Genomic DNA, 21115 nt, shown 5'->3' with positions numbered 1-21115 from the left:
TATGATTACCTTTAATCGCGTCAGTAAATCTTACGGCAAACACAACAAGGCACTGAGTGATGTTAGTTTTGAAGTGGATGCCGGTGAGATGCTGTTTTTAACCGGTCACTCGGGTGCCGGTAAAACCTCGATTTTAAAGCTTATCATGCGCATTGAAACCATTTCCTACGGTCAGGCCGAAGTAAACGGCCACAATATCCGACATTTGTCAGATGCCGCTTTGCCCCATTATCGCCGGGATTTGGGCATGATTTTTCAGGACCATCGCTTACTTGAAAATCGCACCATTTTAGATAATGTGGCGATGTCCATGTGGTTGCGGGGCTTCACGGTCAAAGAAAGCCGCAAACAAGCCCGGGTCATTCTCGGACAGGTGGGGCTGGCTGAAAAAACCCGGTTTTATCCCAGTCAGTTATCCAGTGGTCAGCAACAGCGCGTCGGCATTGCCCGAGCCATTATTTCAAAACCGGCGATTTTACTGGCCGATGAGCCCACCGGTAACCTCGATCCGGATTTGTCCCTGGAGTTGATGGATTTGTTTATGCGCATCAATGCCAATGGCACAACGGTGGTGATTGCTTCTCATGACCTTATTTTGATTAAACGCCTGCGTAAGCGGGTGCTGGTGCTTGATTCGGGGCAGCTCATTGATGATTACAGACCGTCATGAACCAAACTGTTGATAATCAACCCAATGCCTTCAAACGCTGGTACCGTGGACATGGCCGGGCTGTACTGGGTGGCTTTCAAACACCCTTGCAAACCCCTTATAGCAGCTTGTTTACCGTGATAACGCTGGCCATTTGTTTTTATCTGCCTTTATTGATGTGGACTCTGTGGCAGAATTTTGACGGCGTACAGCAGCAGTGGCAAAACCAGGGCAGCGTGGCGGTGTTTCTAAACCCCAAGGTGGGCGAACAACAGCGCCAAAACCTGCAACAAGAATTGTCTCATAAAAAACTGATTGCTGATGTGACCCTGGTGGCCAAGCAAAAGATCAAAGCTGACCTCAGTGACGACCCGCAACTTAATCAGGTGATTTCGGTCATTGATGATTATGATTTACCCGATCAACTAATGCTCAAACCGCATAAAGCCGCCACCGTTGAACAATTAAAATCCCTTGCAAAGCAATTACAATTACACCCCGATATTGATTATGTCAGCTTTGATGCCGACTGGTATCGCCAACTTCAGGCCGTAACCCAGGCGCTTTATTATCTCACTCAGGGCAGTATTGTTATCTTTCTCACCATCGTGCTGGTGTTCTTAAGCCATTCCATCGGCAATGAAATCGCCGCCCACAAAGCTGAAATCAGCTTGAAAAAACTGCTCGGCGCCGCCCCCGGCCAGATTCGCCGGCGATTTTTATACAGTGGTGTCTATTATGGAGTGCTGGCCGGTTTACTGGCCTGGTTATTACTGATGATTACTTTGTGGTGGATGAAAAAACCACTGATGGCACTGACCATGAGCTTTGGCAGAGCTTTTGAAATTAATGTTGGCTCCTGGTCACAATGGCTGATTTTTATCGGGCTCTGCGGTGCCATAACCTGGCTCGGTGCCCGCATCAGTAGCTCCGGTCATATTCACAAACTGTGAACAATTCAAAAACAGTTTTGATGCGTATCGTGTACAATAAAGCCCATGACTGATTCCCATAAAGTTTTGATTGCTGACTCTTCGAAATTGGCGCGCACCATGACTGAAAAGCTGGTGAAAAAAATTAAACCCTACACCGATGTGATTGCTGTCAGCAGTGTCGCTGAGGCGTTAGAGCATCTTAAAGAGCATCGGGTGGATTTGATTTTGACGGCCTTGCGTTTAAAAGATGATGATGGCACCAAAATTTGTGCTTATGTGCGTGAAAATCATCATTATTTGCCGGTGATTGTGGTCTCAGGTGATGTGGATAATCGACTTAAAGAGCGTCTGCTGGGTAGTGATGTTACCGATTATATGGACAAAGCCGCTGGCCAAAAAGGGCTGGAGATTTTTTTATCGGGATTGTTACAGCCCGAAGATCAAATCAACGGTAAAATTCTCTATATCGAAGATTCCGCGGTGGTGGCCCATGCCACCAAAAAACTGTTGCAAAACCATAACCTGGATATCACCCACACCTTAAGTGTCACCGATGCCAAGGCCCTGATTCCGGATGCCGAGAGCGCGGCTGAACAATTTGATCTGGTGCTCACTGATTATTACCTGAAAAATAACGAAACGGCCATGGATATTCTTAAATATGTGCGCAGTGAGTTGGGTTTGGATAAGATTGATATGCCTTTTGTCATCATGACCGGCGATGAAAACACGGAAAACCAGAAGAAAATCTTGCAAAGCGGTGCCAATGATCTTATTGGCAAGCCGGTCAATCAGGAAGCGCTGGTGAAAAAAATTAAATTCCAAATTCGTTTCACCCAATTTCACCGCGCAAAAACTGCTCAAGCCGATTAAGTTTTGTGGCTGAAACCCTGACTCCTAAAATTGAAAACAGTTGGCTGAAGGTTCTTAATCAGGAATTTCAACAAGCCTACATGCAACAACTTAAACAGTTTTTGATCAGAGAAAAACAGATCAAACAAGTGGTGTATCCGCCCGGATCACAGATTTTTGCGGCCTTTAATCACACACCATTAACCAATGTCAAAGTGGTGATTTTAGGCCAGGACCCTTATCACGGACCCGGTCAGGCCCATGGGTTAAGCTTTTCGGTGCAGCCGGGAACGGCTTTGCCGCCTTCTCTAAAAAATATATACAAAGAACTCAACTCGGATTTGTCGGTTCACAACCAAACAGGTGACTTAACCTCTTGGGCCAAGCAGGGCGTGTTGTTATTAAACAGCGTGTTGACGGTACGTCAAAATCAGGCCGCCAGTCATCGTGACAGGGGTTGGGAGCGCTTTACGGATGCGGTGATTACCACGGTTAACAGCCACTGCAATCACGTGGTTTTTATGTTGTGGGGCAGCTATGCACAGCAAAAAGGACGTGTGATTGATAACAAAAAGCACCTGATTCTCCAAGCCCCGCATCCTTCACCCTTGTCTGCTCATCGGGGTTTTTTCGGCTGCCGGCATTTTTCCAAAGCCAATGACTATCTAAAAAAACATCATAACACTGAAATAATCTGGCAATTACCCTAAAACGCATATTTTTGTTTTTTAAAGAGGCTTATGCTGTTTATAATTAAAACATGATCGGTATAAAAAAAACACAGCTGTTTCTTTTTGCAGTCTTCACTTTGGGCTTTGCTTCAGTACACAGTGAATTAAAACTGCCCGATTCCCCTGCGCCCTGGCTAAAAGAACTTATTGATCAGCCTCTGTACAAAGACCACATAAATCGTTTTGGTTATGCCGTGGGCGGTGAAATGCGCTTAAAACTTGAACAACAGTTGGCCGATGGTATCGTTATACCGAATTTGTATCAGGGTGGGCGTCGCTTGTTGGATTATGATCAGCATTTGGGTGGACAGTATGTGACCGGAGAATTTGCGATCAAAAAGGTGGGTGGCTTACAATTATTTTTACCGTTTGGCATTTTTGAAGGTGTGCAGTCCGGTCAATTGTTTATTGAAGGCAGTTTGATTCTGCGTCATCAGGGACGGGTCCTGGCGTTTAAGGATTTGCGTATAGCCCATGCCAAACGCCCGCCAAAAGCCGGTGATATGGCGGTATTGGACATCACCACCGGTCAGGGTGAGGTGTTGTTTCACCTTGATAATATTCACACGGTGTGGGAACAGGGCCACAGTGTGCTGCGCTACCAGCATGTGGATGTGCGCTTAAGCAGATGGTTGGCTGAACGTTTGGATAAAGCGTATTTATCCGGTTATGTGGTGGGTTCGTTGCAAATGGTGAATGATGTCACCGTGAATGATCTGAACGCGGGCATTAAAGGCGGACCGCCACAATGTGACTCCAGACCATTATGGCCTTCACCGCAGGATCCTGCAGATGTGATGCTGATTGAACTCACCGGTGAAAGTCGTCAGGTCAATGGTGGCGGTACGGATCGCATTGTCATTCCAACAGCACGCTTACAGAATATCGGTGATGCCGATGTGCCCTGGTATCGCCAGTTTACCGGTTCTTTCCCGCCCTATAATAATGATCAACATCCCTATCTTATCTGGAACTTATACCGGGAAAAAGATGGTCGATTTACCCAAGTTGCCGCTTCTGCGCTAAAACATGCTTTTTATACCACTAATCAACAATGCACCTTGAACTGTTATGACAATAATATTTTGTGGCCGGGTTGTCGGGACACCTACGGAAAACAAAGTAACGACAACAGTGCGCATCTGGCACCAAGAAGTGAAATAAATCCCTATCTGGGCACCTGGAACAGTTGTGGTTCATTTTTTGACCCGGGTTGTACGGGTACGCAAACCCAGGGTGCCGCCGCTGATGAGCACCGCATGCGTATTAAAGTCAGCGATCTGAACGACATCGAGGCCGTCTATTATTTATCCGCCTGGTACATAGTGCGTGATGATATCAATATTTATAACAGTATGGGTAGTCGGCCTGTGGCGTATAACCCTGCCAATCAATTTTTAACCAATACCGGTTCGTTTGCACAAGGTCCGGCCGCCGATCGCTGGGTACCGGATAATGGCTATGATATTGTGAATAATACCGCTTCATTTCGGGTTTTACGTCCCAATAAGGGGTATTTATCGGTCAAAACAAAGGTGATCGATTTAGGTGGTGGTTTATACCGTTATCATTACTTTGTGGAAGCCTATGATTATCATGCCGGCCTATCTGCTTTGCGTGTGCCAATGCAAAGCGGCACGTCGGTCAGTCAGTATGAATTCAACGATGTGGATGACAGTCCACTCAATAACTGGTTGATGAACAACACCGGCAATACACTCCAATTTAATGCGCAGCAGAATAATTTTATTCATTGGGGTACCGGCTATACATATTCGGTCACGTTAAATCAATCTCCGGTTACGGGTGCCGTGCAACTAACCGGTGAACAGGCTGAAGGTGAGTTTTGGGTGCCGGCACTGGTGCCATTAACTGATTTGATTTTTGCCGATGGCTTTTAAGGTCTCATTAACAACTGTTCAGCTTGTCACTGTAAAAATATCCACTTTCTGGTAAAATGACCCTCTTTTTTTTGAGAAGACCTAATAATTTATGGCAAAAGAAGATGTAATTGAATTACAGGGCAAGGTTATCGATACCTTACCCAACACCATGTTTCGTGTTGAATTGGAAAACGGACATGAAGTGGTGGCGCATATCTCTGGACGCATGCGTAAGCACTATATCCGTATTTTAACCGGTGATACCGTGACTGTAGAACTCACCCCTTACGACTTAAGTAAAGGGCGAATCACGTTCCGCAGCAAATAATTAAATCGTCGGGTTGAGCCGTTTGCGCAAAACCGATGATTTCATTACATCAGGTTAGGTTCACTCTGCTTTTTCTTTCTCAAGGGCTTGTTTGACGTCGGTTTCAATTTCAAATGTTAATGTTGCCTGATCGACGTCAATTTTAACCAGACCGCCGTTTTTTAAATCACCAAATAAAATGTCATCCACCAACGGTTTTTTGATGTGCTGATCAATAGCACGTTGCATTGGTCTGGCACCCATTTCTCGGTCATAACCTTTGTCCACCAGCCAGCTTCTGGCAGCAGCACTCAGCTTAAATTGAATTCCCGGATCACTTAATTGATGTTCCAATTCAATCATCAGCTTATCGACAATCCGTTCAATGTGACTCACCTCTAAATTGGCAAAGGGCACAATCGCATCCAGTCGATTACGAAACTCAGGGATAAACACCCGTTTAATTTCCTGCATCGCATCACTGCTGTGATCCTGTTCCAGGAAACCAAAGCTGCTGCGACTGTGCAAGGTGGCACCGGCGTTAGTGGTCATCACCAACAACACGTGGCGAAAATCAGTTTCACGGCCATTGGAATCGGTCAATTTTCCGTTGTCCATCACCTGTAACAAGATATTCATAATATCCGGGTGAGCCTTTTCCACTTCGTCCAACAAGACGATGGCGTGGGGTGTTTGATGTACCTTGTCGGTTAATAAACCGCCTTGTTCGTGACCCACATAGCCGGGTGGTGCGCCAATCAGTTTTGAAACGGCATGAGGTTCCATATATTCGGACATATCAAAACGTATCAGTTTAAGGCCCAGGTGGTGAGATAACTGCCGAACAACTTCGGTTTTACCGACGCCGGTGGGTCCTGCAAACAGTAAATTGGCCACCGTGCGGTGATCGCGGTTAAGGCCGGCGCGTGACATTTTGATGGTGTCGGCGAGAATTTCGATGGCCTCATCCTGACCGAAAATTACGTGTTTTAAATTGCGTTTAATGGATTTGAGTCGGTCAGTGTCCTGTTGGTTTAAATCAGCCACCGGAATTTTGGCGATCGAGGCCACCACCCGCCGGGCATCGGCAGCTGTAATGGGTTGCTCTTGTAGACCGTGAATACGCTGCCAGGCACCGGCTTCATCTATCACATCGATGGCCTTATCCGGTAAAAATTTATCACTGATGTGTTTGGCGGATAATTTAACCGCTGCGGTCACTGCTTCATCGAGATAATTGACCTCGTGAAAGTCTTCATAATACGGTTGCAAACCACGCAATATTTGAATGGCCTCAGATTCTGACGGTTCCGTGATGGTGATTTTCTGGAATCGTCTGGCCAGGGCTCGATCCCGGTCAAAAATGGTGCGCACTTCATCTTGGGTGGTGGCACCGATACAACGCAAACTGCCTTTACTTAAGGCCGGTTTTAAAAGATTTGAAGCATCCAGAGAACCGCCTGAGACCGCACCGGCACCGATAATGGTGTGTATTTCATCAATAAACATAATCGCATGATCAATATCAGCGATGTATTTAATCACCGATTTTAAGCGTTTTTCAAAATCACCACGGTATTTAGTGCCGGCCAACAGTGCGCCCAAGTCTAAGGCAAAAACCTGCGCATTCGCCATCACTTCAGGCACTTTGCCTTGAACAATTTTAAGGGCAAGGCCTTCGGCAATGGCGGTTTTACCGACGCCGGGCTCACCCACTAATAAGGGGTTGTTTTTAGATCGGCGCATTAAAACCTGAATGACCCGTTCCACTTCCTGATCTCGACCGATTAATGGATCGATTTTACTTTGCTGAGCCTTTTTATTGAGGTTAATCAGAAAGCTTTTGCCGCTGTCCGGCTTTTTCTTGTCGGCCTCATCACCCTGATCATCCTGTTGCTCGGTGAGGGGTTGTTCTACTTCATCAAAACCACCATGGGCAATACTTCTGACCACATCATAACGCGACACACCCTGTTTATTGAGTAAATAAACCACGTGCGAATCCGATTCATCAAACATCGCCACCAACACCCGGTCACCGGTGACCTGACTCACCTCAGCTGATTGGGCGGAATAGATGGCGCGCTGTATGACCCGACGAAATGCCAGTGTGGGTTGGGTTTCAAAATCCGCCTCAGCCGGTAAAATCTTGACATGCTGCGCAATCAGCACCTGCAACTCTTGTTCCAGCAGATGCAAATCAGCACCCACCATTTTTAGCACTTGCAAGGCTTGCTTATTTTTGAGCAAAGCCAGCATGAGATGCTCCATGGTCAGCAGTTCATGGCGCTTTTGACGTGCCAGTGTATATATTTCGCTGATATTCTGGTCTAATTGACTGTCTAACATTTACACCACCTCACTGACACACAGCAACGGATGCTCATGATCACGGGCATAATCGTTGACCAATGTGGTTTTGGTTTCGGCCACTTCATGGGTAAAAATACCGCAAACGCCTTGCCCGCGCGTGTGGACGTGCAACATAATTTTAGTGGCTTGTGATTCGTCCATATAGAAAAATTTACGCAACACTTCAATGACGAAATCCATCGGCGTGAAATCGTCATTAATCAGCATCACTTTGTACATTTTCGGGTCTTTAATCTGTGATTCGAGTTGTTCCAGCAGATCAACACCTTGTTGGGTTTTGTTTTGTTTATCGCTCATGGGTTGTATTATCTAAGGGTCTGAACATAATATCATGGCATTTAATGTGCTTTTCAAGTTCACTTCATTTTACACCAAGCCGAGACAAATAAAAAATCCGGAATAAATCATTCATTTTTCACAATATATCGCTAAACTAACACCATGAAAAAAATTAAAATAGCCATCAGTGCTTGTTTATTGGGACAACAGGTGCGCTACAACGGTGGTCATAAACGCGCCCCTTTTTGCACTCAGGTACTCGCTGAGTGGTTTGATTATGTGCCCATTTGCCCGGAAGTTGAGATAGGCTTGGGTGTACCGCGTGAACCCATACGTTTGGTGATGGAAAATGATGGGGTTAAAGCCAAAAACGTTAATGACCACAAAAACGATTATACCGAACAATTAGTGGATTTGGCGCAAAAACGCCTCCCGGACTTGGCAGATGTCTGCGGTTATATTTTTATGCAAAAATCCCCCAGTTGCGGCCTTTTTCGTGTGAAAGCCTATTTACCCAACGGCATGCCTCATAACGAGCCTCAAACCGGTATTTATGCCAAAGCCATCGATGATGCCATGCCCTTACTGCCCAAGGAAGAAGCCGGGCGTCTGAATGATATGCGTCTGCGCGAAAACTTTATTATCCGGGTGTTTGGCACTGACCGATGGCGCCGCGAAGTTCTGACGGATCCAACACCCGGCGCCCTGGTAGATTTTCATCGCCAACATAAATTCCTGTTGCAAGCCCATTCAGAAGTCATGTACCGTGATTTGGGCCGCATTGTCGCCAACGCCGGAGACGGCGAAAAAGTACGCGATGAATATTTTCAATTATTTATGCAGTGCCTGTCCCGGCAAGCCAAAATTAAAAGCCATGTCAATGTCCTGTATCATTTACTGGGTTTTTTCAAAAAAGAACTCCCCTCAGATGCCAAAGTCTCCATCATAAAAACCATCGAACAATATCAGCAACAAAAGGTTTTTCTGATGACACCACTGACATTAATGCGCCATTATGCAGAAGTGCATCACATAAATTACTTATTAGACCAGGTATATTTAAAACCCTATCCCAACGAACTGGGGTTACAAAATCATTTATAAGAAAGAGGACAATGAGAAATTTAATCGACTTATTTTTATGTATGGCTGCGCTTGTGGCCTTTCAACAAGCCAGGGCCATCAGCTTAAGTGATACCAATCAGGGACAGGCTTTAATCTTCCCTTATTATTCGGTACAAAATGATTTAAGAAATTTATTGACCATTGAAAACAACACAAACCAATACAAGGCCATCTCAATCGAATTTAGGGAAGGCTTTAATGGCCAACCGGTTTTGCCATTGAATTTATATTTATCTCCATTGGAATCATGGACGGGTCAATTGATTTCTGGATTGTCCTCATTGCCACCGCCTTATACAGGTCAGTCCAGCACACGATTAGTGTCCTTCAACCAGGGTTGTACCCCGTGGTTAGGCAATCCTCAGGACTTTCTGCCTTATGAACTGGATAATGATCCGGCCGTTAATGATTTGGTCCGGAGCCAGACCGGCTTTATCCAGGTATATGAAATGGGCGAAGTTGTTGGTGATCACGCTAATGCCATCGATAATGATTGTGATTTCATAAAAAATTCTTTTCAAAATGGACAATGGTCTTATGATGCGGCTGTTGATATACAACCGGCAACCGGCGGAATTTCGGGTTCCATGACGATTAAAAACATGATTGGCGGTCATCAATTTGATTACCAGGCCATTGCCATTGAAGATTTTCATAATGATGGTCAATTTTTTCATGCGCCACCTGGAAATTACTTGCTTTTGGAAGCCAACACACTCCAAAACCAACTTATTTTGGATAACCAAGCCCAAGAACACACTTGGATTACAGTTTATGAAGCGGCCAGTGCTTCGTTTATGCGCACATTATTGAGTGGCCAATTTTTAAACAATCAAACAACTGCTACTGAAGTGGTGTTGACTTTCCCCACTAAAAATAAGTATGTAAACCTTAATTACCCGCAATACTTTGCCCCTTTTACCCAGCAATTCCTAAGCAATGGTGCCTGTGAGGTTGTTCCCGTTAATAGTTTTGACGATAATGGTGTTTTAGAACCATTGGTTAATCCACAATCAGTATCGCTTTGCCGAAGCGTTAATGTTTTGGGTTTCAATAATCCAACTTATTCACCGGTACCCTTTTTGATTGATCAGCATCATGATGTTGTAGATACAGAAAATGAATTAGGTACAGTTGAGTTTGATTTTTCTCTGTTCAACACCTCTACAGGCAGGGACAGTCATAACAACAATGAACGTTATGTCTATTATGGTTTACCGGTAATCGGTGTGGTGATGCATAAAGTTGAAGCCGGTGGTAACACTTCGTTAACAATGCAAGAAATGACCCATCAGCAACGAATTGTCACAGATCTGATTTATGAACATGGTTTTGCTCAATAATAATTACAAAAGTTACTATTAATTTTAATCAGGTTGCTAAGAAGAGGTAAAACTGTCTTTAAGCTTAGGTAAAACGGGCTCTTTGCCGAACCATATTTTAAAGTAGTTATTTCGGATGAGCGGGTCTTTAGTGCTTTGAATCAGGTTGTTATTTTTGAACAATTTGAGTGTACCTTCCTGGTCAATGACTAAATCGTAAACATCACTGTCGGTGACATCCTGGTAGCTTTGATTGAAATCCTTGATAATCTTTTTGGCTTGTGGGGATTGGGGTTGTTCGAGATTGCGTAAAAAGTATTCAGTGGCACTGTCGATAAAGAATTCACGGTCGATGTCACGCAAATAAGTAAAGCGCAGTAAAACCGGTGTTGTCGTTAAAATATTTTTGTCTTTTCGGCATTCAGTGGAGAACCAGTCGATGTCGGCGACTTTGAAGATAATGCCTTTGCGGACCATGTGGTGATTACATTGTTGCCAGTTTTGATCATAAGCGGTGAGTGATTGGGGTTGATCTGATAATTCAGTGGCCTGTGCCTGTCCAATTATTGAAAGCACGATAAAGGTAAGAGCAATTGTATTTTTCATAGACTAAAGTCGTTGTTTTATCTTGATTAAAAAGCGTCCGATGAAGGGTAAATGCTCATAAAAAGCCTCGCTGCTGTTCCAGAAGTCATGCTGAAAAGTAATCTGACCGTGTTCATTAAAACGTAATTGGCTGATGCCCACGGAGTTCGATTCGATGTCCTTGCCGACGGCAGAGAAAGCCATCTGCATGCGCCAGCGGACATAGTAATCATCATCGCTTTTAATCACCTCTAAAATCTCCACTTTAGTGTCAGCGTTTTGGGCGGTTTCACTGAGGTACTCGACCAGTTTATCCCGGTCGGTAATGATCTTAAAGGTGTCATTAAAGTAAAGGTCTTTGGCATAGACCGCTTCGATGGTCTCCGCGGTGGCACCTTCTGACATATCCGCAAACACCCGTTGCATTTGCTGTTTGGCATCTGCCTGATGGCTGGCAGGGTGTTGGGATATGGCATCAAAATAGGCTTGAAAGCTCTGGTCCGGCTTATGACCGGGCGATCGGGTGCAGGCATACAGCACCACAACAACAGCAATCAATATCAAAATAATTTTCAGCACAAATCACCACAATTTCAAAACGTTTATATTAGCGGGAATGGTGTCGATATGCCGTGAACAGAAGGCGTAACCACTTCACATTGTTTTCACCGCTGAAACATAAAATAAGTGTTTTTATAAGAAATATCGTTGATGAAAAAAATGTGGCTACAATGGTTCGATAACCAGCATAACCAGCCTGATTCAGATTCTGAATCCATTGCCTGGAGTCGTATTGTGCCATTTATTTTGTTGCATTTAGCTTGTCTGATGGTTTTTTGGGTGCCATTGACCGGTTTTGCGCTACTTGTTTGCGGTTTGTCCTACTTTGTCAGGATGTTTGCCATCACCGGTTTTTACCATCGGTATTTTTCTCACAAATCATTCAAGACCAGTCGTCTGATGCAAACCATATTTGCCGTGATTGGTGCCACAGCGACCCAACGCGGACCTTTGTGGTGGGCGGCCCATCACCGACATCATCATATCCATGCGGATACGGATGCTGATGCGCACAGTCCGAAACATGGGTTCTGGCGCAGTCATTTGGGCTGGTTTTTACAGGATAAAAATTTTGCCACCCAGCAAGAACGAGTCAAGGACTTAAACCAGTTTCCTGAGCTGCGCTGGATAGATCGCTATGACATCATTTTCCCCGTACTTTACATCATTTTCTTGTTTGCTTTAGGTGAAATTTTAGATGCAGTTTTTCCGACTCTAAACACCTCCGGCCTGCAACTGGTGGTCTGGGGTTATGTGGTTTCAACCGTGTTGTTGGCGCATATCACCTATGCCATTAATTCACTGGCTCACGTATTTGGCAGCCGGGAATATGAGACCGGGGACAATAGCCGCAATAACTTTATATTGGCGATTTTGACCCTTGGTGAAGGTTGGCACAACAATCATCACTGTTCGCCCGGATCCGTGCGACAGGGGTTCCGCTGGTGGCAGATTGATATCAGTTATTACATTTTGTGGTTGATGTCTAAAACAGGTTTGATTTGGGATTTAAAACCGCCCAACAAAATACTCTTGGCCAAAAAGAAATTACGCGGAGCAGCGGTATGAAAGTGGCAATTATCGGTGGCGGCATTTCAGGCTTGATGGCTGCCGACACACTCAACGGTCACATGGATTACAGTTTGTATGAAGCCGCACCGGTTTTGGGCGGTCATGCCGACAGCCATGACATTGAAGTGGATGGACAGCCTTTAACCGTTGATACCGGGTTTTTGGTGTTTAATGAGGACAGATACCATCATTTCGTCGATATGTTGCGGCGGTATAAAGTACCCTATGAAAATTCTGATATGAGTTTTGCAGTGTCTAATCGCCACAGTGGTCTGGAATATAACGCCACCAATCTGAAAGGTCTGTTTTGTCAGCGCAAAAACCTTATCAGCGCACAATTCTATCGTATGATTCTGGATATTCGTCGATTCTATCGACAGGCGCCGGCGGTCTTAGATGCACAGGATAACACCGGTATTTATGAATTTTTGCAGCGTGAAAATTATTCACAAGTATTCATTCATGAGCACATGATGCCGATGGTTAGCGCCCTGTGGTCTGGGGATTTTGACACGGTGAAAGACTATCCGGTGCATTATTTACTGCGTTTTATGGCCAACCATCAGATGTTGCAACTCACCGGCCGGCCGGTCTGGCGCACCATCACCGGTGGATCGCGAAATTACGTCAGCGCCATTCAACGGCATATGCAGGGACGGGCATTCACAGCCACGCCGGTGCAATCGGTTTTGCGAGATAATCAGGGTGTTCTTATCACCACAGAAGCGGCTGTCGAACGATATGATGCCGTGATTTTTGCCACCCATGTTGATGATACGCTGGCGCTCATTGAACAACCGACTTTACAAGAAGCGGCCGCCCTTGGTGGGATCCGCTACGTGGACAATGACATGGTTTTACACACCGATGCGTCCTTATTACCCCATAATCCTAAAGCCTGGGCCAGTTGGTCGGTGAATTATTATGGCGAGGACAATCAGGGCTGTCAGGTTAATTATTACCTCAATAAACTCCAGAATTTAACCGTTTCATCGCCGGTGATTGTCAGTCTGAACCAAACCGATCGCATTAATCCAGACTTGTGTCTGGTTCAGAAAACCTATCGACACCCCGTTTATGACCGCAAAACGCCGGAACGACAACAACAAATTCAGGCCCTGCAAGGCCACAACAACAGCTACTATTGTGGGGCTTATCTCGGTTGGGGATTTCATGAAGACGGCGCCCAAAGTGGTGTCGAAGCCGCCCGGAGATTATTAGAACGCCATGTCTGAATCTGTCAACATAACTGACAGCCAAATTTTGCAACCGGGTTTTCTGAGCGGTGAAGTGGTGCATCACCGCTTTAGCCCCAGAGAGCACCGCTTTACCAATCGCATGTACTGGCATCTGCTGTCGTTAAATCAAGTACAGGACTGGTCCGGTCAATCGCTGTTTCGAAGCCTGAACCGATTCAATATTTATGCTATTGACAACCGTGATTATGTGTTCTGTCAGTCACGTTCAATTTTAGAGCAAATCAGCGATTATGTGACCCATCAGAGCGGTGAAGCGTTTTCTGGTGAAGTGTTGCTCATGACCCATCCGCGATTTATGGGGATCGGGTTTAATTCGGTGAGTTTTTATTTCTGTTATCGGCAACAACAACTGCACGCCATTGTCTCGGAAATTAACAACACGCCCTGGGGCGAGAAACAGCTGTATTTTCATGACTGTCGCCAACAACAAAACACCGACAATCACTATGATTTTAGTTTTGATAAGTGTTTCCATATTTCTCCCTTTGTGTCCATGGATATTCATTATCAGTGGCGCTTTGTGGTGAACGCCTCAGGCGTCGATGTGCACATGAAACTGTTTAAAAACGATGCAACGCTGATGTATGTGGGCATGAAAACCTCATGGCTGTCCGCTGATAGCGGTATCACCATCACAAAACCGGCACAGGCCTGGAAAATGTGGCTGAATATTTATTATCAGGCCGCCCGTTTATGGCTCAAAAAAGTCTCTTTTTACAATCACCCAAACACAGAATAATATGTCTCAAGTTAACTACAAAGTAAAAACTAAAAGTATTCAAAGTGAGTTTAACAGCCCGCAAAATGGCCAACCCGTTGCTCACAAACGTCCCCAACGCAGTCGCTTCACCCGCTGGCTGAAGAAACAGCTTCTTAAACAGCTCCAAGGGATTCGGCATGCCCACCTGATTATTATCGAAGGGGATCAACAGTTTCATTTTGGTGATGAATTATCTGACTTGCAGGTCAGTATTCGGGTGCATGATGACCGGTTTTATTCGGCCCTGGCGCTGGAGGGCAGTGTCGGTGCGGCGGAATCCTACAGTCGTGGTGACTGGGATTGCGATGAATTAACCCGCCTGATTCGGGTGTTTGTGCGTAACCGTGACTGGCTCGATGGTGTTGAAAATGGTAGTGCACGGATTAAAAACGCGTTGCTCAAAGTGGGGCATTTTTTTAACAAAAACTCACAACAGGGCAGTCGCAAAAACATTTCTGAGCATTATGATTTAGGCAACGATTTATTCCGTCTGTTTCTGGATAAGCGGATGATGTATTCCTCGGCGGTGTATGAAAGCCCGTCGGATGACTTAGAAACAGCGGCAACGCGAAAATTACAGCTTATTTGTGAAAAACTACAACTGAGTGAACAGGATCATGTGATTGAAATTGGCACCGGCTGGGGCGGTTTTGCCCTTTACGCCGCAAAAAATTACGGTTGCCGCGTGACCACAACCACCATTTCTGAAGAACAATATCGCTACGCCTGTGAACAGGTTAAGCGCGCCGGATTAACAGATCGCATCACGCTGCTGAAACAAGATTACCGTGATCTCAGCGGTGAGTTTGATAAGTTGGTTTCCATTGAAATGGTCGAGGCCGTGGGCCATCACTATTTGGCCACTTATTTAAAACAATGCGATGCCTTATTAAAAGACGATGGCCTGGCATTAATTCAGGCGATTACCATTGAAGATAGCCGTTACAAACAAGCCCTGAAATCTGTTGATTTCATCAAAAAGCATATTTTTCCGGGTAGCTTTATTCCTTCGGTGAGTACTTTGGTGGGTACTGCCGGTGATCACACCCAATTAAAGCTCATTAATTTAGAAGACATCGGTGGCAGCTATGCCCGCACCCTGGCCGATTGGCAGCAGCGCTTTAACCAACAAACCGAACAATTAGATAAACTGGGCTACGATCAGCATTTTCGCCGTATGTGGCGGTTTTATTTCAGCTACTGTGAAGGTGGTTTTATTGAACGCGCCATCAGTGATGTGCATTTACTGCTGGCTAAGCCCGGTAACCGCCGACCCATGTGGCGCAAAACGGATATTTCATAAGCGATGTCCAGTCGAATAAAAACGCTGATTCATGCCATGCTATTGAACGCCTTGTGGTTTTCAGTGGTTCTGGGCGTGGCTTATCAGCATAAGCTTACCGCGCTGGCGGTGTTTGTTTGTATGGTGTTGGTCACCGCTTACGAAGGCTGGGAACGCAGTGACTGGATGGCGTTATTGATTGGTTTATTGGTCGGGGCTGTCCTGGACGGGTTTTTGCGCGCCAGTGGCTGGATCGATTACGGCCAGTGGTTTAATAACATCCCATGGCTGCCGCCTTACTGGATATTTATGCTGTGGATGGGCTTTGCGCTGTCCTTAAAAATTGGCATGCGCTGGTTATTTAAGCATTACTGGCTGGGTGCGGCATTTTTAATTATTGGTGCGCCCTTAAGTTATTTTTCAGCCGATAAACTGGGCGCCGTGGTGTTACAAAAACCCACCGCTGTGATGCTGCTGATTGCCGTCGGCTGGTGGTTTTATTTCAGTGTTTTATATGGCGTGAATAAATCGTGGAGAAACGCTTATGAGTCTTAACCATCCCATTATTCTGGCGACGGCTGCCTGTGTTTTATTACAGCTGTGTGCCTTTATTTATCAGGTCAAAACAAAACATGCCGACAGTGTCGATATGGCCTGGGCCTGGGGTATCGTCGTGGTGGCGATTATTTATCAGCTGACCTTAACCGCCGATATCAGCAATCACCTGATGGTGCTGATTTTCCCGGTCATCTGGTATGGCCGTCTGGGCTGGCATCTGGTGGCGCGTTATGACGGTCAGCAGGAAGATTCCCGTTACCGTCATCTGCGAAATCACTGGTCTGAAAACACGCAGGTAAAATTCTTTGTGTTTTTTATGTTCCAGGCGGGCTTAAGTATTCTGTTTTCACTACCGGCCTACTGGTTATTAACGTCCGGCGCGCTGGCGGTGTGGCAAATGGTCGCCGCTGTGCTGATTGGTGGCGGTGCTTTTATCGGTGAAAGCCTGGCGGATCGGCAGTTGCATCGCTTTAAGAAAAACCATGACAGCAGTGAAGTCTGTAACGTCGGTTTGTGGCGTTATTCGCGTCATCCGAATTATTTTTTTGAATGGCTCCACTGGTTTGTTTACCCGGTTTTGTTGTGGCACAGCGATTATATCTGGTACGCCTGGGGCATGGTGGCGCTGATGTTACTGTTCTTATTAAAGCTCACCGGTATTCCGTTTTCTGAACAACAAGCCCTGAAAAAACGCGGGCTGGCGTACAAACGCTACCAACAAAAAACCAACAAATTTTTTATAGGACCTGTCAACAATGATTTCTAATGCCATCAACTGGGTCGAGCGTGGCCTCGTCCCTGATTTCATGATTCGCGCCGGTATCCGGCATTTAATTAAAAAGCGCCTGAAAGAAGAACATGCGTTCAATCCGGGACAGGCATCAAAGCGATTTCATGAATTTCTGGATGAGCTGAAAAAAACCGCCATGGCCATCGACACCGACAAAGCCAACGAACAGCATTATGAAGTGGACGCTGAATTCTATCGCTGGGTACTCGGTGATTACGCCAAATATTCATCGGCCTACTACCAGCCGGGCGATGATTTATCTACCGCCGAGCGTCGGATGCTGGATTTATATATTGAACGGGCGCAATTAGCAGATGGTCAGCATATTCTGGAACTGGGTTGTGGCTGGGGCTCGCTGACCCTGTTTATGGCCGAACAATTTCCAGAAGCCCGGATTACCGGCGTCTCCAATTCCCATTCACAAAGAAAGTACATTATGGGACAGGCACAGGAACGGGGTTTAACGAACGTCGAGATTATCACTTGTGACATTAATGAATTAAGTTTGGAGCAACAATTCGATCGCATTATTTCGATTGAAATGTTCGAACATATCCGTAACTACCAGCAATTACTGGCCAACTGTTCGTCCTGGCTGAAGCCTGACGGCCTGATGTTTGTGCATATCTTTTGCCACCGCTTTTTAATGTATCCTTACGAGGTGCGGGGTGAAGATGACTGGATGTCGAAGTATTTCTTCAGCGGCGGTCAAATGCCGGCGCAAGATACCTTTTTATTTTTCCAGGATGATATGACTGTTAAGCAGCGCTGGCTGTTATCCGGTCAGCATTATGAGAAAACATCGAATGACTGGTTGGCCAATATGGACCGGTACAAAGCCGAAATTATGCCGGTATTACAGCGGGTTTATGGTGATGATGCAACGCTGTGGTGGCAGCGATGGCGCATCTTTTTTATGTCATGTGCCGAGCTGTTTGGTTATGATAAGGGCAATCAGTGGCTGGTGGGCCATTATCTGTGGTCGCCAAAAAATAAATGAACAACACCATTAAAAAAGATAAAGGCTTAGTCAGTAAACTCAATAAAGTCTTTATTATTCAACTGGTCTTTATCAGCCTGGCCACCATCGGCGGTGTCTTTGGTGCCGCCAAAGTGGTGGAAAATGTGTTGATTAAACAGGCTTTACAGGGCGAGGCCAAATTCTTCTGGGAACACCGGGCGAAAAACCCTGATTTCCCACTGCCTAAAACCATGAACCTCACCGGTTATATGGTCAAAAATGATGATTTTTCCGCGGTTCCCGCACCTTTAAAAACCATGGAAGAAGCCTACCAACGGGTTGAACTAAACCATAAAATGCCGATTGCCTATGTAACGCAGAAAGGTAATCAGAAATTGTTTCTGGTGTTTGAAGAAGCCCAGGTCTCGAAACTGGCCTTTTATTTTGGCATCACGCCACTGGTGATTGTGTTACTGGCGATTTACCTGCCGGCCTTTATTTCCTACGTGCATTCGAAACGGGCCCTGTCGCCAATTTTGCAACTGGTGCGGAAATTGGAGCAAGTGGATATTTCACAAGCGGGCCTGAGTCAATTAAGTTTTGATGATTTGAATCAGAACGCCAACAACGAAATCGCCACGTTGGTAACAACTTTTGAAAAAGTATCCGGAAAGATTGCTGAATTTGTCAGTCGCGAACGAAACTTCTCACGTTATGCCGGGCATGAACTCAGAACACCGCTGACTGTTTTAAAGGGCAATATTGAGCTGTTAAAAAAACAGCCCTTAGCGCCCCCGGCAGAAAAGCTGGTTAATCGCATGGAACCGATGGTGGCGGATATGCAGGCATTAATTGAAGCCTTGCTGGTGTTATCCCGTGAAAACCAGGTCACCAACCAGGAAGTCACCGTGGTGAATGATGTCCTTAGAAACAGTGTTGAACAGGCCATTGCTTTATTCTCTGAAAAGACAGTTCATCTGCATTGGCAGGCCAGACACTTGATTGAAGCACCGCTGTCAGAACAGGTTTTTGCCATGATTATCAGTAATCTGGTGCGTAATGCCTGTTTGTATTCAGGCGATGAACCGGAGATTACCGTGACCATCGATCACAATCACATTATCATTGCCGATCAGGGCAAAGGCATGGACACCGAAACACTGGCGCGCATTAAAGAACCTTTTTATCGCGGCGATGAATTCGGCGAAAAAGGCTTCGGCCTCGGCTTGTCCATTGTCGACTGGCTATGCCAACAAAGCGGCTGGCAAGTGGATTTTGCCAGCCAGCCCGGGCAGGGAACCCGCGTGACATTAACGCTAACCCAAGTTAGAATATTAGCTTCTGAGGAAAAAAACACATGAGCAATATAACCGTTTTACTGGTGGAAGACCACCAATCACTGGCCGAAACCGTCACCGACTTTCTGGAACTCGCTGACATCACCGTGGATTATGCCGCCGACGGCATCACCGGCCTGCATCTGGCCGTCACCAACCACTATGACGCCCTGATTTTAGATGTCATGCTGCCAGGCATCGAAGGCTTTGAAATCTGCCAAAAAGTCCGCAAAGAAGGCCGCTCCGATGTACCCATTATCATGCTCACCGCCCGCGACCGGATCGACGACAAACTCACCGGCTTTGATTCCGGTGCCGATGATTATCTGGTGAAACCATTCAACCCCGACGAACTGGTGGCCCGGGTTAAATCGCTGGTCCGCCGCCACCGCGGCGAATTCGACCAAAGCGCCCTGCAGGTCGGCGACCTGGTGTTTGATCTCGCCACCATGCAGGTCAAACGTGGCAACGAAGTCCTCAAAGTCTCCCCCACCGGCATGCAAATCCTCAAAGTCCTGATGAAAAAATCCCCCGAAGTCGTCACCAAAGAACAACTCACCCAACAACTCTGGGGCGACCTCGTCCCCGAATCCGACGTCCTCAGAAGCCACCTTTACCTCCTCCGCAAAACCATCGACAAACCCTTCGACAAAGAACTCCTGCACACCATACCGGGTGTAGGATTGAAGATGGCGGATGAGGGTGGAAATAAAGAATAGTCAGTATGTTGAGCGCTGCCAACCAAGATAGCTCAAATCTGATCAAACCGCTTCAAATTTGCACTTTAATCCCGATATATTCAGATAATAGTGCACTAATGCACTTTAAACTCGAAATAACCGAATAATAGTGCAATTTTTAGGTATATATGTGTAATTTTAAGGGTAAAAACGCCAAATATCACTGAAAAGCACCCATTTTCTGCTATAGTTAAGGGTAAAATGCACATTTAATAAATTGTTAGAGCAAAAATAGAGAATCATTAGATGCCTAGAAGATTGACCCAAACCAAAGCCGGTACACACCAGGCACTCAAAAATACATCATTTGAAAGTATGGTGGTGAGCTGGCTGATGCAGGATGGATGGCAAGTATTTATTCCGATTCTTGATCATGGGCATCAAACAGATATATTAATTTCAGATGGTCCAAATTATTACCGTATCCAAGTTAAAACCGTTAATGCAACAGGCGATGATCATTTGGTTCAGAATTGCTGGGAAAATAGTAACGTAGATGTGGTTATCTATTTTGTCAGAAACTCAAATTGGGGTGTAATTACTCCAGGGTTTTCGGAGAAAGAGCGAAAGCTAAATCATGAAGACCATAGAAAATTCGCTCAAAATAAAAAGGAGTTTTTACGTGAATTCCACCAGCTCTAACAAGGCCATCAATTTGACAGTTTTTCCGTTACGCCTTTTGTGCTTTAAAATAGCACAAAAGCCTCCACTCCAAAACTGCAAATTATGGCAGCGTTAACCCCTAAGGAAGTATC

Annotated in this window: 22 protein-coding genes; 18 read left to right on the top strand and 4 right to left on the bottom strand. The window is 45.7% G+C overall.

Annotated elements, in window-relative coordinates:
* Nucleotide 1 precedes the first annotated feature (1 nt).
* The 6 genes from ftsE (at nucleotide 2) to infA (ending at nucleotide 5378) form a co-directional block, all read left to right on the top strand.
* Entirely contained in the window at nucleotides 2–670 is a 669-nt protein-coding gene (gene ftsE / locus IEV16_RS12180; RefSeq protein ID WP_188365996.1) for a cell division ATP-binding protein FtsE, read from the top strand.
* The gene (locus IEV16_RS12175; RefSeq protein ID WP_188365995.1) at nucleotides 667–1602 is read left to right on the top strand and encodes a cell division protein FtsX; all 936 of its coding nucleotides are present in this window, start codon (nucleotides 667–669) and stop codon (nucleotides 1600–1602) included. The genes ftsE and IEV16_RS12175 overlap by 4 nt, the downstream gene beginning before the upstream one ends.
* Before the next feature lie 45 nt (nucleotides 1603–1647).
* Nucleotides 1648–2457 (top strand): response regulator, encoded by an 810-nt coding sequence (locus tag IEV16_RS12170; protein WP_188365994.1) that lies wholly within the window; start codon nucleotides 1648–1650, stop codon nucleotides 2455–2457.
* Nucleotides 2458–2462: 5 nt separating this feature from the next.
* Nucleotides 2463–3146, top strand: coding sequence for a uracil-DNA glycosylase (gene ung, locus IEV16_RS12165; protein ID WP_188365993.1), 684 nt, complete (start codon nucleotides 2463–2465; stop codon nucleotides 3144–3146).
* 50 nt (nucleotides 3147–3196) lie between these two features.
* Nucleotides 3197–5068: a hypothetical protein gene (locus tag IEV16_RS12160; protein ID WP_188365992.1), complete on the top strand. Its 1872-nt coding sequence runs from the start codon at nucleotides 3197–3199 to the stop codon at nucleotides 5066–5068.
* Nucleotides 5069–5159: 91 nt separating this feature from the next.
* On the top strand, nucleotides 5160–5378 hold the full coding sequence (gene infA / locus IEV16_RS12155; protein WP_188365991.1) for a translation initiation factor IF-1: 219 nt from the start codon (nucleotides 5160–5162) through the stop codon (nucleotides 5376–5378).
* A gap of 60 nt (nucleotides 5379–5438) precedes the next feature.
* Here infA and clpA read toward each other — a convergent pair whose 3' ends face one another.
* Entirely contained in the window at nucleotides 5439–7706 is a 2268-nt protein-coding gene (gene clpA, locus IEV16_RS12150; RefSeq protein WP_188365990.1) for an ATP-dependent Clp protease ATP-binding subunit ClpA, read from the bottom strand.
* Nucleotides 7707–8027 carry an ATP-dependent Clp protease adapter ClpS gene (gene clpS / locus IEV16_RS12145; protein ID WP_188365989.1) on the bottom strand — a complete coding sequence of 107 codons (321 nt, stop codon included), beginning with the start codon at nucleotides 8025–8027 and terminating at the stop codon, nucleotides 7707–7709.
* A gap of 144 nt (nucleotides 8028–8171) precedes the next feature.
* On the opposite strand from clpS, the gene IEV16_RS12140 reads away from it, so the two are divergent.
* Nucleotides 8172–9113, top strand: coding sequence for a YbgA family protein (locus tag IEV16_RS12140; RefSeq protein WP_188365988.1), 942 nt, complete (start codon nucleotides 8172–8174; stop codon nucleotides 9111–9113).
* An 11-nt stretch (nucleotides 9114–9124) separates the two neighbouring features.
* Nucleotides 9125–10477: a hypothetical protein gene (locus IEV16_RS12135; protein ID WP_188365987.1), complete on the top strand. Its 1353-nt coding sequence runs from the start codon at nucleotides 9125–9127 to the stop codon at nucleotides 10475–10477.
* A gap of 36 nt (nucleotides 10478–10513) precedes the next feature.
* Here IEV16_RS12135 and IEV16_RS12130 read toward each other — a convergent pair whose 3' ends face one another.
* A complete protein-coding gene (locus IEV16_RS12130; RefSeq protein WP_188365986.1) occupies nucleotides 10514–11062 on the bottom strand; it encodes a chalcone isomerase family protein in 549 nt (182 codons plus the stop codon).
* Between the two features lie 3 nt (nucleotides 11063–11065).
* Nucleotides 11066–11620, bottom strand: coding sequence for a nuclear transport factor 2 family protein (locus IEV16_RS12125; RefSeq protein ID WP_188365985.1), 555 nt, complete (start codon nucleotides 11618–11620; stop codon nucleotides 11066–11068).
* A 132-nt stretch (nucleotides 11621–11752) separates the two neighbouring features.
* Between IEV16_RS12125 and IEV16_RS12120 the strand changes: the two genes are divergently transcribed.
* From IEV16_RS12120 to IEV16_RS12075, 10 genes are all read left to right on the top strand, one after another.
* Nucleotides 11753–12670: an acyl-CoA desaturase gene (locus tag IEV16_RS12120; RefSeq protein WP_188365984.1), complete on the top strand. Its 918-nt coding sequence runs from the start codon at nucleotides 11753–11755 to the stop codon at nucleotides 12668–12670.
* Nucleotides 12667–13908 carry an NAD(P)/FAD-dependent oxidoreductase gene (locus tag IEV16_RS12115; protein WP_188365983.1) on the top strand — a complete coding sequence of 414 codons (1242 nt, stop codon included), beginning with the start codon at nucleotides 12667–12669 and terminating at the stop codon, nucleotides 13906–13908. Before IEV16_RS12120 ends, IEV16_RS12115 begins: the two co-directional genes overlap by 4 nt.
* Nucleotides 13901–14671: a DUF1365 domain-containing protein gene (locus tag IEV16_RS12110; RefSeq protein WP_188365982.1), complete on the top strand. Its 771-nt coding sequence runs from the start codon at nucleotides 13901–13903 to the stop codon at nucleotides 14669–14671. The genes IEV16_RS12115 and IEV16_RS12110 overlap by 8 nt, the downstream gene beginning before the upstream one ends.
* A 1-nt stretch (nucleotide 14672) precedes the next feature.
* A complete protein-coding gene (locus tag IEV16_RS12105) occupies nucleotides 14673–15995 on the top strand; it encodes an SAM-dependent methyltransferase (RefSeq protein ID WP_188365981.1) in 1323 nt (440 codons plus the stop codon).
* Nucleotides 15996–15998: 3 nt separating this feature from the next.
* Nucleotides 15999–16529: a DUF2878 domain-containing protein gene (locus IEV16_RS12100; protein ID WP_188365980.1), complete on the top strand. Its 531-nt coding sequence runs from the start codon at nucleotides 15999–16001 to the stop codon at nucleotides 16527–16529.
* A complete protein-coding gene (locus IEV16_RS12095; protein WP_188365979.1) occupies nucleotides 16519–17298 on the top strand; it encodes a DUF1295 domain-containing protein in 780 nt (259 codons plus the stop codon). The genes IEV16_RS12100 and IEV16_RS12095 overlap by 11 nt, the downstream gene beginning before the upstream one ends.
* Complete coding sequence (locus tag IEV16_RS12090; RefSeq protein ID WP_229728345.1) at nucleotides 17288–18322, top strand: SAM-dependent methyltransferase; 1035 nt, start codon at nucleotides 17288–17290, stop codon at nucleotides 18320–18322. The genes IEV16_RS12095 and IEV16_RS12090 overlap by 11 nt, the downstream gene beginning before the upstream one ends.
* On the top strand, nucleotides 18319–19644 hold the full coding sequence (locus IEV16_RS12085; RefSeq protein ID WP_188365978.1) for a sensor histidine kinase: 1326 nt from the start codon (nucleotides 18319–18321) through the stop codon (nucleotides 19642–19644). The genes IEV16_RS12090 and IEV16_RS12085 overlap by 4 nt, the downstream gene beginning before the upstream one ends.
* Entirely contained in the window at nucleotides 19641–20339 is a 699-nt protein-coding gene (locus IEV16_RS12080) for a response regulator transcription factor (RefSeq protein WP_188365977.1), read from the top strand. The genes IEV16_RS12085 and IEV16_RS12080 overlap by 4 nt, the downstream gene beginning before the upstream one ends.
* Before the next feature lie 267 nt (nucleotides 20340–20606).
* Nucleotides 20607–21002, top strand: a complete 396-nt coding sequence (locus IEV16_RS12075) for a hypothetical protein (protein ID WP_188365976.1) — start codon at nucleotides 20607–20609, stop codon at nucleotides 21000–21002.
* Nucleotides 21003–21115: the final 113 nt, after the last annotated feature.

The sequence above is a fragment of the Marinicella pacifica genome (assembly GCF_014636635.1).
Lineage (GTDB): Bacteria > Pseudomonadota > Gammaproteobacteria > Xanthomonadales > Marinicellaceae > Marinicella > Marinicella pacifica.
Note: the sequence above shows the minus strand (reverse complement) of the source record. Positions and strands in the feature narration are given on the sequence as shown.

What these genes read in the sequence shown, in the direction of transcription:
- ftsE (WP_188365996.1), top strand. Translation starts at nt 2, where the DNA reads ATGATTACCTTTAATCGCGTCAGTAAATCTTACGGCAAACACAACAAG.
- IEV16_RS12175 (WP_188365995.1), top strand. Translation starts at nt 667, where the DNA reads ATGAACCAAACTGTTGATAATCAACCCAATGCCTTCAAACGCTGGTAC.
- IEV16_RS12170 (WP_188365994.1), top strand. Translation starts at nt 1,648, where the DNA reads ATGACTGATTCCCATAAAGTTTTGATTGCTGACTCTTCGAAATTGGCG.
- IEV16_RS12160 (WP_188365992.1), top strand. Translation starts at nt 3,197, where the DNA reads ATGATCGGTATAAAAAAAACACAGCTGTTTCTTTTTGCAGTCTTCACT.
- infA (WP_188365991.1), top strand. Translation starts at nt 5,160, where the DNA reads ATGGCAAAAGAAGATGTAATTGAATTACAGGGCAAGGTTATCGATACC.
- clpA (WP_188365990.1), bottom strand. Translation starts at nt 7,706, where the DNA reads ATGTTAGACAGTCAATTAGACCAGAATATCAGCGAAATATATACACTG.
- clpS (WP_188365989.1), bottom strand. Translation starts at nt 8,027, where the DNA reads ATGAGCGATAAACAAAACAAAACCCAACAAGGTGTTGATCTGCTGGAA.
- IEV16_RS12140 (WP_188365988.1), top strand. Translation starts at nt 8,172, where the DNA reads ATGAAAAAAATTAAAATAGCCATCAGTGCTTGTTTATTGGGACAACAG.
- IEV16_RS12135 (WP_188365987.1), top strand. Translation starts at nt 9,125, where the DNA reads ATGAGAAATTTAATCGACTTATTTTTATGTATGGCTGCGCTTGTGGCC.
- IEV16_RS12130 (WP_188365986.1), bottom strand. Translation starts at nt 11,062, where the DNA reads ATGAAAAATACAATTGCTCTTACCTTTATCGTGCTTTCAATAATTGGA.
- IEV16_RS12120 (WP_188365984.1), top strand. Translation starts at nt 11,753, where the DNA reads ATGAAAAAAATGTGGCTACAATGGTTCGATAACCAGCATAACCAGCCT.
- IEV16_RS12115 (WP_188365983.1), top strand. Translation starts at nt 12,667, where the DNA reads ATGAAAGTGGCAATTATCGGTGGCGGCATTTCAGGCTTGATGGCTGCC.
- IEV16_RS12110 (WP_188365982.1), top strand. Translation starts at nt 13,901, where the DNA reads ATGTCTGAATCTGTCAACATAACTGACAGCCAAATTTTGCAACCGGGT.
- IEV16_RS12105 (WP_188365981.1), top strand. Translation starts at nt 14,673, where the DNA reads ATGTCTCAAGTTAACTACAAAGTAAAAACTAAAAGTATTCAAAGTGAG.
- IEV16_RS12100 (WP_188365980.1), top strand. Translation starts at nt 15,999, where the DNA reads ATGTCCAGTCGAATAAAAACGCTGATTCATGCCATGCTATTGAACGCC.
- IEV16_RS12095 (WP_188365979.1), top strand. Translation starts at nt 16,519, where the DNA reads ATGAGTCTTAACCATCCCATTATTCTGGCGACGGCTGCCTGTGTTTTA.
- IEV16_RS12090 (WP_229728345.1), top strand. Translation starts at nt 17,288, where the DNA reads ATGATTTCTAATGCCATCAACTGGGTCGAGCGTGGCCTCGTCCCTGAT.
- IEV16_RS12085 (WP_188365978.1), top strand. Translation starts at nt 18,319, where the DNA reads ATGAACAACACCATTAAAAAAGATAAAGGCTTAGTCAGTAAACTCAAT.
- IEV16_RS12080 (WP_188365977.1), top strand. Translation starts at nt 19,641, where the DNA reads ATGAGCAATATAACCGTTTTACTGGTGGAAGACCACCAATCACTGGCC.
- IEV16_RS12075 (WP_188365976.1), top strand. Translation starts at nt 20,607, where the DNA reads ATGCCTAGAAGATTGACCCAAACCAAAGCCGGTACACACCAGGCACTC.